At 66.2% G+C, this 13,439-nt stretch carries 13 protein-coding genes and 2 pseudogenes; 6 read left to right on the top strand and 9 right to left on the bottom strand.

Annotated elements, in window-relative coordinates:
- From Q0627_RS09710 to Q0627_RS09695, 4 genes and pseudogenes are all read right to left on the bottom strand, one after another.
- Nucleotides 1-227: pseudogene (locus Q0627_RS09710) on the bottom strand (acetyl/propionyl-CoA carboxylase subunit alpha); the annotation flags it as partial.
- Nucleotides 224-988 (bottom strand): CoA-transferase, encoded by a 765-nt coding sequence (locus tag Q0627_RS09705; protein WP_291010950.1) that lies wholly within the window; start codon nucleotides 986-988, stop codon nucleotides 224-226. The gene Q0627_RS09705 and the pseudogene Q0627_RS09710, both read right to left, overlap by 4 nt.
- Nucleotides 985-1,887, bottom strand: a complete 903-nt coding sequence (locus tag Q0627_RS09700) for a CoA transferase subunit A (RefSeq protein ID WP_291010947.1) — start codon at nucleotides 1,885-1,887, stop codon at nucleotides 985-987. Before Q0627_RS09700 ends, Q0627_RS09705 begins: the two co-directional genes overlap by 4 nt.
- A gap of 126 nt (nucleotides 1,888-2,013) precedes the next feature.
- On the bottom strand, nucleotides 2,014-2,775 hold the full coding sequence (locus tag Q0627_RS09695) for an enoyl-CoA hydratase family protein (RefSeq protein WP_291010945.1): 762 nt from the start codon (nucleotides 2,773-2,775) through the stop codon (nucleotides 2,014-2,016).
- 105 nt (nucleotides 2,776-2,880) lie between these two features.
- Between Q0627_RS09695 and Q0627_RS09690 the strand changes: the two genes are divergently transcribed.
- The 3 genes from Q0627_RS09690 to Q0627_RS09680 all read left to right on the top strand — a co-directional run bounded on the left by Q0627_RS09690 (nucleotide 2,881) and on the right by Q0627_RS09680 (nucleotide 5,315).
- A complete protein-coding gene (locus Q0627_RS09690; RefSeq protein WP_291010942.1) occupies nucleotides 2,881-3,684 on the top strand; it encodes an SDR family oxidoreductase in 804 nt (267 codons plus the stop codon).
- Nucleotides 3,685-4,042: 358 nt separating this feature from the next.
- The gene (locus Q0627_RS09685; protein WP_298809358.1) at nucleotides 4,043-4,939 is read left to right on the top strand and encodes an SDR family oxidoreductase; all 897 of its coding nucleotides are present in this window, start codon (nucleotides 4,043-4,045) and stop codon (nucleotides 4,937-4,939) included.
- Between the two features lie 10 nt (nucleotides 4,940-4,949).
- Nucleotides 4,950-5,315 carry a hypothetical protein gene (locus Q0627_RS09680; protein WP_291014684.1) on the top strand — a complete coding sequence of 122 codons (366 nt, stop codon included), beginning with the start codon at nucleotides 4,950-4,952 and terminating at the stop codon, nucleotides 5,313-5,315.
- A 4-nt stretch (nucleotides 5,316-5,319) separates the two neighbouring features.
- Here Q0627_RS09680 and Q0627_RS09675 read toward each other — a convergent pair whose 3' ends face one another.
- On the bottom strand, nucleotides 5,320-5,973 hold the full coding sequence (locus Q0627_RS09675; protein WP_291014686.1) for a GNAT family N-acetyltransferase: 654 nt from the start codon (nucleotides 5,971-5,973) through the stop codon (nucleotides 5,320-5,322).
- 113 nt (nucleotides 5,974-6,086) lie between these two features.
- On the opposite strand from Q0627_RS09675, the gene fadD8 reads away from it, so the two are divergent.
- The gene (gene fadD8, locus Q0627_RS09670) at nucleotides 6,087-7,760 is read left to right on the top strand and encodes a fatty-acid--CoA ligase FadD8 (protein ID WP_298809352.1); all 1,674 of its coding nucleotides are present in this window, start codon (nucleotides 6,087-6,089) and stop codon (nucleotides 7,758-7,760) included.
- Between the two features lie 3 nt (nucleotides 7,761-7,763).
- Here the strand turns inward: fadD8 and Q0627_RS09665 are convergent, their stop codons facing one another.
- Nucleotides 7,764-8,990, bottom strand: a complete 1,227-nt coding sequence (locus Q0627_RS09665; RefSeq protein WP_298809349.1) for a DUF5685 family protein — start codon at nucleotides 8,988-8,990, stop codon at nucleotides 7,764-7,766.
- 76 nt (nucleotides 8,991-9,066) lie between these two features.
- A complete protein-coding gene (locus Q0627_RS09660; RefSeq protein WP_291015673.1) occupies nucleotides 9,067-10,323 on the bottom strand; it encodes a cytochrome P450 in 1,257 nt (418 codons plus the stop codon).
- A 237-nt stretch (nucleotides 10,324-10,560) separates the two neighbouring features.
- Here Q0627_RS09660 and Q0627_RS09655 point away from each other — a divergent pair, with 237 nt between their 5' ends.
- Complete coding sequence (locus tag Q0627_RS09655) at nucleotides 10,561-11,166, top strand: TetR/AcrR family transcriptional regulator (RefSeq protein ID WP_298809344.1); 606 nt, start codon at nucleotides 10,561-10,563, stop codon at nucleotides 11,164-11,166.
- A 183-nt stretch (nucleotides 11,167-11,349) separates the two neighbouring features.
- On the opposite strand, the gene Q0627_RS09650 is transcribed toward Q0627_RS09655, so the two are convergent.
- Together Q0627_RS09650 and Q0627_RS09645 are read right to left on the bottom strand one after the other, a co-directional pair.
- Nucleotides 11,350-11,823, bottom strand: a complete 474-nt coding sequence (locus tag Q0627_RS09650) for a nitroreductase family deazaflavin-dependent oxidoreductase (RefSeq protein ID WP_291015676.1) — start codon at nucleotides 11,821-11,823, stop codon at nucleotides 11,350-11,352.
- 15 nt (nucleotides 11,824-11,838) lie between these two features.
- Nucleotides 11,839-13,002, bottom strand: coding sequence for a steroid 3-ketoacyl-CoA thiolase (locus tag Q0627_RS09645; RefSeq protein ID WP_298809340.1), 1,164 nt, complete (start codon nucleotides 13,000-13,002; stop codon nucleotides 11,839-11,841).
- A 202-nt stretch (nucleotides 13,003-13,204) separates the two neighbouring features.
- Here Q0627_RS09645 and Q0627_RS09640 point away from each other — a divergent pair.
- Nucleotides 13,205-13,439, top strand: a pseudogene (locus Q0627_RS09640) (steroid C27-monooxygenase); the annotation flags it as partial.

Here is a 13,439-nt window from a genome sequence, read left to right as displayed (position 1 = left end):
ACCCAGCCCATCCCGGTCTGTACGATCGGATATTCGATACCCACCAGCTCGGTGAACTTGGTGGGAAGTGCAGCGGCCCGGACGGTTCCATTTCCTGACCCGGTAAGATTCCCCGTCGCTTCGCTCGCCCCGGTAAGATTCCCCGTCGCTTCGCTCGCCCCGGTGACATTTCCCGTCGCTTCGTTCGCCCCGGTGACATTTCCCGTCGCTTCGCTCGCCCCGGTCACCGGACCTCCCGATTGCGAACGCCCTTGGGATCGAGGACCTCCCGGATGATTGTCAGTTCCTCATCGGTCGGCTGACGGGTCACACCGGCCGAATCGAGACCGGCGACCTCGAACGAGGTGTTCTCGACGACCTCGGCCGCCTCGACACCGGGATGCAGACTCAGCGCCCGCAACGTGTGATCGGGTCCGCCGAAGTCGAACACCCCGAGATTGGTGACGACGCGATGAATGTTGTGATCGTCGAAGGCGGGATTGCCGGGATCGACTTTGTCATAACCGATTCCGGACACGATGTCGACGGATTCGGTGAACACGCGAGTGGAATGGCGGCCCACCCAATAGCTTGTCGGATGGTTGATGGTGTTGCCCGGCGCCCCGCGCACCCCGAACATCTGCCGCGTCGGCTGCTGCAACGGCCCGAATGCCGACAGGTTCTGGTTGCCGTGCCGGTCGATCTGGTTGGCGCCCATCACCACATGACGACGACCCGACGCGACCACGTCGAACACCTTGCGGAACGGCATCCAGCCCTCGATCGGACCGGACCGTCCGATGGCCGGGGTGTCGGCCAGGATCAGCGCCTCCCCGTCGGTGATGAGCAGATCCGGTTCGGTCGTCAGCCGCGCCAGGCGCGCCCCGAGCAGCGCCATCGGTGCCATCGGCGATGCCATGATCTCGCCTGCGCCGGAAAAGATCTCGGCACAGGCGACGACACAGACCTCGGCCAGGGTTATATCGGTACTGGGTTCGGTCGTGGTCACTTTCCGGTCTCCTCCTGCTCGGCCCGCCACGCGGCAACCTCACGCTGATAGGTTTCTTCGTCGACGCGCAAGAATCGCTGCGAAAACGCCTCCCACATCTCGGGGGTCTTCGCGGACTCGACATAGAACTTCTGGAACGCCTCGTCGCGTCCGTAGTCGCCGGCGAACGTGAAATGTGCGCCGTTGGGGGCGTGCACCACCCGGTCGACATTCATCCGGTTCAGCAGAAGCCTCTGGTGCGGAACCGATTTCACGAGCACCTCGGTCGACACCAGCTGATCGGTTTCCAGATAGCGGCGCTCGGCGGCGGCACAGAACAGATCGTCCATGTACGGGTCGATGCCGGTGTAGGCGGCGTTACCTCGATTGTCGGCGATGTCCAGGTGCACGAACGCGGCATCCAGGCGCAGTGCGGGCATCGCGACCAGCGTCTGCGTGCGGCCGTCCGCGTCGGGATAGGGGGAGGCGACGGTCTTGAGTTCGCCCTCCCAGAAGTTGAGTACGTCCGAGCCGAGGCCGGCGCGGATCGGGAGGAACGGCAGCCGGGCGGCGGCAGCTTCGAGTCCGCATTTGACCATGCCCTCGTCCATCTCGCGGGCCTCGATGGCGCCGGTGGTGCGCGCCCGGGCGAACCACGGATCGTAGAACGGCGCCGAGTCCAGCGACACGAATCCGTAGTAGGCGCGCCGCACTTTTCCTGCTGCACAAAGTAATCCGAGGTCGGCCCCGCCATAGGTGACCACCGTCAGATCCTTGACGTCCGAACGCGCCAGCGCCCGCACCAGCGCCATCGGCTTACGCCGCGACCCCCACCCACCGATGCCGATGGTCATCCCGTCACGCAGTTCGCCGATCACCTCGTCGAGCGTGCTTGTCTTATCCGTTGGTGTTGCTGCCATCAGTTGATTTCGCCTTCTATTGGGAACCGGTACGAGTTGAAAGCGCCGGAAGTGACGGAGCTACTTGATCCCTGAGGCCGAAGCGAGGGACGAGCAAGGGCTGCGTTGGGTCCGGCGACCCGAGCATCACGAATCACCCACAGCCTTCCCCGTCGCCACGAACGCATCCCGATGCTCATCGGACACCCCGGCCAGGTTCAGCTCGAAGGTGTACCCCTGCTCAAGCCGGTAACTCGTCTTCACGTCGACGGGGTCGATGTGATTGATCGCGGCCTTCGCCGCCCGGATCACCCGGGTGTCCTTCTTGGCGATTTGCTCGGCTACTTCGGTTGCAGTGGAAAGCAATTCGTCGGCGGGCACCACCCGATACACCGAGCCGAAGTGCAGCAGTTGTTGTGCGGTAACGGTTTGCGCCGTGTAGTACAGGGTCCGCATCATGTGCTGCGGCACGAGCCGCGCCAGATGTGTTGCGGCGCCCAGCGCTCCGCGATCGACTTCGGGCAGTCCGAAGTAGGCGTCGTCGGAGGCGACGATGATGTCGGCGTTGCCCACCAGGCCCACGCCGCCGCCGACGCAGAAACCGTTGACGGCCGCGATGACGGGGACGGGGCAATCGTAGACGGCGGAGAAGGCCGCGGCGCAGCCGTGGTTGGCGCCGATGAGGGCGTCGAAGCCGGTGGTGGTCTGCATCTCCTTGATGTCGACGCCCGCGTTGAAGCCGCGTCCCGTCGAACGCAGGATCACCACATGCGTCGACGGGTCTTCGCCGGCGGCGGTGATGACGTCCGCCAGATCGAACCAGGCGGCCGACGGCAGCGCGTTGACCGGGGGATAGTCGACGGTGACGATCGCGATGCCGGTGTCCGTCCGTGCCGTGGTGATGGGCATCATGGCTCCTTCTCCCACCAGTTGCGGTGCGTGGTTGTTCGGCGGGGTGTCCCACCATTGCCAGGGAACCAAGCAAGTGCTTGGTTGTTTGGTAGGGTATCACCCATGACCGCAGCACCGCAGGGGCCTCCGGGGTCGGCCGACCGTATCGATCTGGGACTGTCAGGGAAGATCGTGCTGATCACCGGTGGCGCGCGAGGGGTCGGAGCTGGGATCGCAACGGTTCTCAAAGACCTCGGCGCTATCCCGGTGATCTGTGCCCGTCGACCACCTACAGCCGACGACCACCCGGACTTCTTCCCGTGTGACGTCCGCGACGAGGATGCGGTGACCGAACTGGTTGCCAAGATCGTCGACAAGTACGGCAAACTCGACGGCGTGGTGAACAACGCCGGCGGCTCACCCTTCGCGCTCGCCGCTGACGCCTCGGCGAGCTTCACCAATAAGATCATTGCGCTTAATCTTGTTGCGCCACTGATAGTTTCCCGTGCTGCTCACGCGGTGATGGTGAACCAGCCCGATGGTGGTGCGATAGTCAACATTTCGAGCGTGAGCGGGCACCGGCCGTCGCCGGGCACTGCCGCCTACGGTGCTGCCAAGGCCGGCGTCGACAGCGCGGCCACCGCGCTCGCCGTCGAGTGGGCACCCAAGGTCCGCATCAATTCCATTGTGGCCGGTGCCATCGAGACCGAACTGTCGCATCTGCACTACGGCGACCAGGCGGGTGTCGACGCCGTCGCGGCGACAATCCCGATGGGCCGCCTGGCGCAGCCGTCCGACATCGGCAACGCCGTCGCGTTCCTGCTCTCCCCGCTGTCGTCGTTCATCACCGGCAGCACCCTCACAATCCACGGCGGCGGCGAACGCCCCGCCTTCCTGTCCGCCGCCAACGCCGGCAACCAGGTGTGAAGCGTTGGGAGCCGCGGCTCGCCGGACCCTTCGAGACGCCTCGCCTAGCGGCTCGGCTCCTCAGGGATCAAGAAGGCGATCCCTGTGGCCGAAGCGGAGGGTGTCGGGTACCTATCGTGATCCCTGGGGCCGAAGCGATGAGGGTGTCGGGTGTCATCTTGATCCCTGAGGCCGAAGCGATGAGGGTGTCGGGTGTCATCGTGATTCCTGGGGCCGAAGCGATGAGGGTGTCGGGTGTCATCTTGATCCCTGAGGCCGAAGCGACGAAGGAGCGAGGGTCACGAAGGGTCCGGTGACCTTTCGACACCTGACGCCACCACAACCACACCAACGATAACGACCAACCCGAGGAGAACCATTGTCCAGCAAGCTGAATGAAGGCCGCGTCGCGATAGTCACCGGCGCGGGCCAGGGTCTGGGCCGTGCCCACGCGCACGCCTTCGCCGCCGACGGTGCGGCCGTGGTGGTCAACGACTACGACGCCGACTCCGCCAACACGGTTGCCCAGGAGATCCGGGACGCCGGCGGCCAGGCTGTCGCGAGCGTCGGCGACGTCGCCGACTGGGCCTACGGCGAATCCCTGATCGCCACCGCGGTCGACGAGTTCGGTCGCCTCGACACCCTGGTCAACAATGCCGGCTTCGTCCGCGACCGGATGCTGGTGTCGCTATCGGAACAGGAGTGGGATTCGGTGGTGCGCGTGCACCTCAAGGGCCACTTCGTCACCTTGCGTCACGCCGCCGCGTACTGGCGTGCCGAGGCCAAAGCCGGCCGCACCCCGCAGGCCCGCATCATCAACACCTCCTCCGGCGCAGGCTTGTACGGCTCGGTGGGCCAGGGCAACTACTCTGCCGCCAAGGCCGGCATCGCGGAGCTGACCATTCAGTCGGCGGCCGAGATGGGCGGCTACGGCATCACCGCCAACGCGATCGCCCCGTCGGCGCGCACACAGATGACCGTCGGCGCAGGCGGTGCGATGGCCGAGCAGATGGCCGCGCCCACCGACGGCTCGTTCGACGCCATGGATCCGGCCAACGTGTCGCCACTGGTGGTGTGGCTGGGTTCGGCCCAGTCGGCGTCGGTCACCGGCCGCGTCTTCGAGGTGGAGGGCGGCAAGATCTCGGTGTCCGACGGCTGGCAGCGCAGCGTCGAGGCCGACAAGGGCGCCCGCTGGGATGTTGCCGAACTCGGGCCGGTGGTGGAGGAACTGCTGGCCAAGGCCCCCGTGCCGATGCCCGTCTACGGTGCCCGGTAGAGGCGGATCCATGCCCGTCGACGAATCCCGCCGGGTCGCGATCGCTAGAGCTTATGTCGACGCCCTGGTCAGTCACGACCCATCGGTGGTGTCGCTGCATCCGGACTGCACGCGCGTCGAGTTCGGGGTGCGCACCGGCCGCAACGGCCCGCACATCACCCGCAGTCTGGCCCGCGGCCCGCAGTTCCGGTTGATCCACGCCGTCAGCGGGTTCACCGCGACGGTCGATCAGCACACGGTGACCACCCGCTACTTCGTGCACGTGCAACCCCGGGCACTCGGGCTGGCGGCGGAGGTCCGCGAGTCGTTCCTGATAGACGACGACGGCCGAATCACCGCGATCACAGCGAGATTCGGCCGTCCCCGGCGGGTTTAAGACTCTACGAGCTGGGGCCGCGCACCACCATCGGCACACCCGGGAACAGCGACGCCATCTCGGACCGCGACTTGCGCAGTGCGGCAACGCCGTAACCCTGCTTGCGCTTGTCGGGATGGATCCAGATGCGCACATCCACCTCGCCGTCGGACAGTTCGCCGAAGATCAGGCCCACCTTGATGCCCTCCTCCTCGGCGACCAGCCACACTGCGTCCTCGTCGTCGACGCGCTGTGCGCCCTTGGCGATCTCGTCGGCCAGCGGGCCCGCGGGCTCTCCCGATCCGTCGCCGGCCACCTTGAGTTCTTCGGTGCGCACGGCGAAGATGTCGGCGTCGTCGGCGCAGAAGGCGCGCACTTCGAGGGTGTCGCCGCTGCTCGCGGGACGTTCGGCGAGGGTGAAGGTAAGCGTGGAGTTGAGGTCGTCGAGTTCGGCCTGGTTCTTGCGGCGCTCGGCCTTGGTGAGTTGATTCAGGCGCATACCGAGGACGGCCTCGGCGCCCAGGGTGGATTTGCCGAGCAGTTCGGCGATCGCGGACACCGCGGCCTCGTGGTCATCGGCGTCGACGATGGCGTCGAGCACCTCGTGGCGGCGTTCGAGCGCGGTGAGCAGTGCGTCGGTGATGTCGCGACGGGTCGTCGCCTGGTCAAGATCAGTCATGCCGCAATCCTAGGCGCTTACCGCGAAGTAGGGGAGGTGTCCGGCCGACGGTGCTACGTCCGGACCGGGCTCGGTTCTGGGCAAAAACTGAAACACGTTCTAGTCTGGTGGTCATGAACTCCTCGGCTACGAACGCCCCGGCCGCGCACACCGCATCCCTCATCGTCCCCGAACCGGTCGTCCCGCCCACGGTGCCACTGCATGACGGTGTGCACCTCGGTCACCTCATGGCCTCCGCGCTCGCCCGGCACTCCGACCGGACCGTGCTGCGTCTCGGGGCGGCGCAGCTGACCGGAAAACAGATGGCGCAGGAGATCAGCCGATACGTCCAGGCATTCCAATCCGTCGGGGCCGCATCGGGTTCGGCGGTCGGCTTGCTGGCGCTGAATCGTCCCGAGGTGCTGTTGGTGATCGGTGCCGGGCAGACGCAGGGCTGGCGGCGCACCGCGCTGCACCCGCTGGGTTCGGTCGACGACCACGCCTACGTCCTCGGCGATGCCGGTGTGACGACGCTGGTGATCGACCCGATCCCCAAGTTCGTCGAGCGCGCACTCGAATTGCTCGACCGCGTCGACGGACTCACCCGGATCCTCACCCTCGGTCCCGTACCCGACGAGCTGGCCGGCGTTGGGCACGACATCGTCTCCGCCGCAGCCACATTCGATCCGCAGCCGCTGGCCGTCGCGCCGCTGTCCCCCGGTCACGTCGTGTCCATCACCTATACCGGCGGCACCACCGGAAAACCCAAGGGCGTCATCGGAACCGCGCGCGCGATGACCGCCATGACCCAGATCCAGCTCGCCGAATGGGAATGGCCGCAACATCCCCGTTTCCTGATGTGCACGCCGCTCTCGCACGCCGGCGCGGCGTTCTTCGTGCCGACGCTGCTCAAAGGCGGTGAGCTGATCGTGCTTCCGGGTTTCGACCCGGCTCAGGTGCTGCGCACCATCGAGGAGGAGAAGATCTCGGCCACCATGCTGGTGCCGTCGATGCTGTACGCGCTGATGGACCATCCCGACTCCCGTACCCGCGATCTGTCGTCGCTGGAAACGGTGTATTACGGTGCGTCACCGATCAATCCGGTCCGGCTCGCCGAGGCCGTCGAACGGTTCGGGCCGATCTTCGCGCAGTATTACGGTCAGTCCGAGGCGCCGATGGTGATCAGCTACCTCGCCAAGGGCGACCACCCCGGACCGGGGGAAGACACCCGTCGCCTGTCCAGTTGCGGCCGGCCGTCGGCGTTCCTGCGTACGGCACTGCTCGGACCCGACGACACGCCCGTGCCGCAGGGCGAGCCAGGCGAGATCTGTGTCGCTGGACCGCTTGTCGCCGAAGGGTATTGGGGACTTCCCGAGCAGACCGCCGAAACCTTCCGGGATGGTTGGCTGCGCACCGGTGATGTCGCCCGCGAGGATGCCGACGGTTTCTGGTACATCGTCGACCGCACCAAGGACATGATCGTCACCGGCGGCTTCAACGTCTTCCCGCGTGAAGTCGAAGACGTTGTGGCCGAACACCCTTCGGTCGCCCAGGTGGGTGTCGTCGGCACCCCCGACGACAAATGGGGCGAAGCGGTCACCGCGGTGGTGGTGCTGCGTGCCGGCAACGACCCCGACCACGATGCCATCACCGCAGAGATCCAGCAGTCGGTGAAGGACCGCAAGGGTTCGGTGCAGTCCCCCAAACAAGTGATCTTCGTCGACGCCCTCCCGCTCACCGCCCTCGGTAAGCCCGACAAGAAGGCCCTGCGCGCCCGCTTCTGGACCGGCGACCGCAGCGTCGGCTGAGCGTCAGCAGTCGCAGTCGCAGCAGCAATCGTCACCGCAGCAGTCACAACAGTCACCGCAGTCGCAGCAGTCATCACAGTCGCAGTTCCTGCAGCTGCAGCAGTCGCAGCCGCTGCACCAGGCCGGTTGCCACTCGTCGGAGCAGTGGTTCCAGTGGTCGGCGCAGCAGGCGTAGCCGGTGCAGCTGACCCCGATGAACGGCAGGATCCGTTCGTAGAACTCACGATTGGGCGGGAACGGCGGCTGGTTCGGACCGCCGGGTGACTGCTCGGGAGGCCTCGTGGTGGGCAGATGGGCCGGCCATTCCTCGGAAGTGAGGGCGGTGGGCGCCGCGTGAGTGGTGGAACACGAACCCGACGCACATCCACCGAACCGATGCGTGCGCGACGACACAGCCTGCCGTACACCGTCGACGAGCACCGCCCGCAGCAACCGGTCGTCGGCCAGATCCAGGCTACGGTAGCGGCGCCGGATGGCGCGTGCCAGCCGGCGGCAATCGTCGAGGGCCGTACCGATGTCGGTTCCGGTGGCCCGTAACGGATTGAACGACCCGTCTCGGGCGTCGGACTCGTAGTCGTCGACGGCATCGAGCAGGTGCGCAAGCCGACCGAAGTCATAGCCGATGTCGGCCAGCGCATCCCGATTCGAGTCGGCACCGGCCACCGCGGCAGTGGCGGCGAAAACCCGCGATGCGGCGATCCCCGACGCGTGGGTGAGCGAGGCGAGATCGGTGCCGGTGTGCGCCTCGAGCGGCGCCTGCCCCGACAATTCGTGCAACAAGTCCTCGACGCCGAGTTCTCCGGCGATCGCCCGGTCGGCACCGGCGTGTCCGCGCAGACGTTTTCCGGCGACGGACGCGGCGACCGACCGGACCCGCGACCGAGGCGCCAGCGACAGCCGCTGCTCGTCCACCACGTCGGCGGCCTTGGCCGCGGCGAGGGTCAGGGATGTGGTGGTGGCCAACCGGATTCCCGGGTCGGCCGCCGCGATGACCGTCGCCGGCCGCATACCGCGCAGCGGGCAGCGCCCGACATCCGTGCTGGCTGTCGGAGCGGATGACTGGGCGGCGGTCAGCACCGACACCATGATCGCGTCGGTGTTGGTGGTGAGTCTGCTCGCCTGGCCGTGCTGGTCGCGCAACGACACACACAGGCCGCACATATGCGCCCGCCATTGTTCGAGCAGATCGTCATCGAGGGTGTGCCGACACGGCGACAGCAGTCCGAACATCGCAACATTGGACCACTGAAAGCCGCTGCGCACCAGTGGTGTCGGCTATTGGCCCGACGTATGCCGGAAATGCGTATTACGAGACGGGGCAGCCCGAATACCTGACCCCGAGGCCCTTGACCCCGTTGAGCCAGCCCGACCGCACCCGCTGCATCTCGCTGATCCGGCTGATATCGGGCAGCACATCGGCGATGGCATTGAAGACGATGTTCAGTTCCAGGCGCGCCAGGTTGGCGCCGATGCAGAAATGCGCCCCGTTGCCACCGAACGCCAAATGTGGATTCGGATCGCGCAGGACATTGAAACTGAACGGGTCGTCGAACACGTCCTCGTCGAAATTGGCCGAGCTGTAGAACAATCCGGCCCGATCGCCCTTGGCGATGTCGACGCCGCCGATTTGCGTGTCGCGGGTGGCGGTCCGCTGGAAGGCGTGCACCGGGGTGGCCCAGCGCAGGATCTCGTCGACGGCGGTGGCGGGGCGATCGCGCTTGTACAGCTCCCACTGTGCGGGGTTGTCGAAGAAGGCGTTCATGCCGTGGCTGGTGGCGTTGCGGGTGGTTTCGTTGCCGGCGGTGATCAGCAGGATCACGAAGAAGCCGAATTCGATCTCGCTCATCGCGTCGTTGTCGTCGCCGGCGCGCACCAGCGTGGTGACGATGTCCTCGCGTGGATTCTTCCGCCGGTCTTCGGCCATGTTGTAGGCGTAGCCGAGCAATTCGGCGTTGGCGACGGTCGGGTCGATCGTCTGGTCCGGATCGTCGCTGTTGATGATGGCGTCGACGAGTTCATGGATCCGGGCGCGGTCGGGTTCGGGGATGCCGATGAGATCCATGATCGCCTGCAGTGGCAGATGGATCGCGACATCGTCGACGAAATTGCCCGTCTCCTTGGCGGCCGCGTTCTCGACGATCGCCCGCGCCGAATCCGTCAGCTTGCCATGGAGCGCAGCCACCGATTTCGGGGTGAACAGCCGCGAGACGATCTTGCGCAGCCGGGTGTGCTCGGGCGGATCATGGTTGATCAGCAGCGCCTTGGTGAATTCGAGCTGGTCGGGCGTCATGTACTCGGGCAGCCGGATGATGGCGCCCTTGTCGTTGGTGGACCACAGTCCGGAGTCCTTGGAGATCTCCCGAATGTCACGGTGCCGGGTGATCGCCCAGAAACCGTCGTCGCCGAAGATCGCCTTGTACGCGGGCTGGGCGTTCCAGTGCACGGGCGCGGTGCGGCGCAGTTCGGCGAATTCCCGGACGGGCATTCCGCGTTCGATCAGGTCCGGGTCGGTGAAGTCGATCCCGCTGTACGGACACGTGCCCGCGGCTGTGGTGACGCTCATTGCTGTTCTCCTGTTCCCCACTCGTCGGTGGCGCCGAAGTCCGACGCCGAGACTATGGGTCAGGATGTGACGGGCACGACATTGTGCCGGTACTCGGTGTGGCTTCTGTCACCACACCATACACTAAAATCATAAACGTATGGTCGCCGACCTTCGTCCCTTGTTTTGTGTGACCGCCGGAACCCTGAGTACCCTCGACACTCATGACATCCGCGCAGGTCCAGGGCTAGGCACGAGGTGCGGACCCATGGCTGGGGCGGCAACCCGCCACGCGATGACGACGAGGCGAAGGCCCGGATCCTCGCGGTGACCCGCGAACAGATCGACGAGCACGACGGATCGGTCAAGCTGTCGGACGTCGCCCGTGCTCTCGGCGTGACCAGACAGACCGTGTACCGGTACTTCTCGGGCACCGAGGAACTACTACAGGCCACCGCGGTGAGCGCGGTCGAAGAACTGCTCGACCGCGTCGCCGGCAGGCTCGGCGGCCTCACCGCTCCCGACGCCGTCCTCGTCGAGGGCGTGGCCGTCGTCATCGACGAACTGTCCCGCGACCGCTACGTCGGCCTGATGCTGCGCAGCGATCACCTGAGCCTGGGTGTGCTCGGCGGCATCACCGGCGAACTGGGCCGCACCTTCATCCGGTCGATGTTGGGCCGCCTGGACATCGCGTGGGCGGCCAACGGTTACACCGAGACCGACGTCGACGACGTCGCCGAGATGTCGCTGCGCACGCTGCAGTCACTCATCCTCGACGGCGACTCACGGTCCACCTCGGACCTGCGCATCTTCCTCGACCGCTGGCTCGGCAACGCCATCCGCGCCCTGCCAGCCGATTCTTGACCGCCGAGGCCATCGCGGCGGTCCCGCGACCACGCTTTCTGACCGCCGAGGCCATCGCGGCGGTCCCGCGACCATCATTCTTGATCCCTGAGGCCGAAGCGACGAAGTCGCGAGGGTCACGAAGGGTCCGGCGACGTTCACGCATGACGCAGCCACCCCTCAACGCGACCACCACCGACAGTCCTACTCGCAGATGACCACCGGAATCGTCCGCTCGGTCCACGCGTCGTAGGTATCGAAGTCGGCGTACATCTCCACCAGCCGCGGCCACAACTCCGCGCGCTCCTCCTCCGACGCTGTACGCGCCACCAGCTCGAAGCGCTCACGCCCGACCTCCACGACCACCTCCGGGTCCTCGCGCAGGTTCAGATACCATGCCGGGTTCTTCGGCAACCCGCCCTGCGAGGCGACCAACACGAACCGGCCACCCTCACGCAGATACAGCAGCGGAACGGTGCGCGGTTGCCCGCTGCGCCGCCCGACGGTGGTGAGCAGGCACACCGGGATGGGTTTGCGCAGAGCCGCACCGACGCGCCAGGTGTTGCCCAGCCGCCCACCGGTGAGTCGGTACACACGGGTGTTGAGGCGTGAACCCCACTTGATGATGTTCGCGACGAATGGCGAATCAAGTTGATCCGGGCGCTCTTTCGGTGACATCTTTTTAGGCGACATTCAGATCCGTTCGATGATGGTGGCCGTCGCCATCGCGCCGCCGGCGCACATGGTGATCAGTGCGGTCTGCTTGTCGGTGCGCTCGAGTTCGTGCAGCGCGGTGGTGATCAGGCGCGAGCCGGTGCTGCCGACGGGATGGCCGAGAGCGATGGCACCGCCGTTCACGTTCACCTTGTCCATGTCGGCACCGTGCACCCGTGCCCAGCTCAGCACCACCGACGCGAAGGCCTCGTTGATCTCGACGAGATCGATGTCCGACAACGACATCCCGCTGCGGTCGAGCACCCGTTGCGTGGCCTGAACAGGACCGTCGAGGTGGTAATGCGGTTCGGCTCCGACGAGCGCCTGCGTCACAATCCGTGCCCGCGGCCGCAGACCCAGCTCCAGCGCCTTCGCCTCGTCCATGAGCAACACCGCGGCGGCACCGTCGGAGATCTGCGACGACGTGCCGGCGGTGTGGATTCCGCCGTCGATGACCGGTTTGAGCGCGGCCAGCGACTCGGGCGTGGTCTCGCGCAGACCCTGGTCGCGGGTCACGTCGAGGGTCGCACCGGTGAAGGTGCCGTCCTTGAGTCGTTCGGGCGCCTTGATCGCGAGCACCTCGCGGTCGTAGCGGCCTTCGTCCCAGGCGCGCTTGGCGTTGACCTGGCTGCGTACACCCAACTCGTCGATGTCGGCCCGGGTGATTCCGCGCCGCTTCGCGATCCGTTCGGCTGCCTCGAACTGATTCGGCAGATCCACATTCCACGAGTCGGCGTGGTACGGACCGGCATCGACGCCGAGGTTGGCACCGAGCGGCACCTGCGTCATCGTCTCCACACCGCAGGCCAGGCCGACGTCGATGGTGCCGGTGGCGATGAGTCCGGCGATCAGATGATTGGCCTGCTGGGCCGAGCCGCACTGACAGTCGATGGTGGTGGCGCCGGTGGCCTCAGGCAGTCCGGCCGACAGCCACGCCTTGCGCGTGACATTGCCCGACTGGGCGCCGGCCTGGGTGACGCATCCGCCGATGGCCTGTTCGACGAGCGCGGCGTCGATTCCGGCCTTCTCGATCAGCCCGCGCGCGGTGATGCCCAGCAGTTCCTCGGCATGCAGACCGGAAAGCCATCCGCCCCTTTTCCCGATAGGTGTCCGCGCGGCCTCTACGATCACTGGCACGCCCATGGTGTTGCCTCCCTCACATCTTGCGGTACGCTGTTCAAAGTAGAACACGTTCTCATTTCGGCCCATCATACGCTGAGAGTCGTGCTCTAACGAAAGCTGAACAAGTTCTATTTCCACGGAGAGGTGGTGCGAGGTGATCCAAGCGGAAAGTGTTCCCGCCCCCGCAGGCGATGCCGACGACACGGCGACACAGCCGGATTTCATGCAACAGGAGGGCTGGGACTTCACCAGCCCGGAGCTGCTGGAACAGGGCATGCCCGTCGCCGAGTTCGCCCAGCTGCGCAAGACCGCACCCGTGTGGTGGAACGCCCAGGAACCGGGCAAGGGCGGCGGCTTCCGTGACGGCGGTTACTGGGTCATCTCCAAACACCAGCACATCAGGGAGATCTCCAAGAACAACGACGACTGGGCCGTCAACACCAACGGCGTCATCATGC

Origin of the sequence: uncultured Gordonia sp. (assembly GCF_937858515.1) — a bacterium.
In the GTDB taxonomy this organism is placed as follows: Bacteria; Actinomycetota; Actinomycetes; order Mycobacteriales; family Mycobacteriaceae; genus Gordonia.
This window is presented reverse-complemented; position numbering and strand designations above follow the sequence as displayed.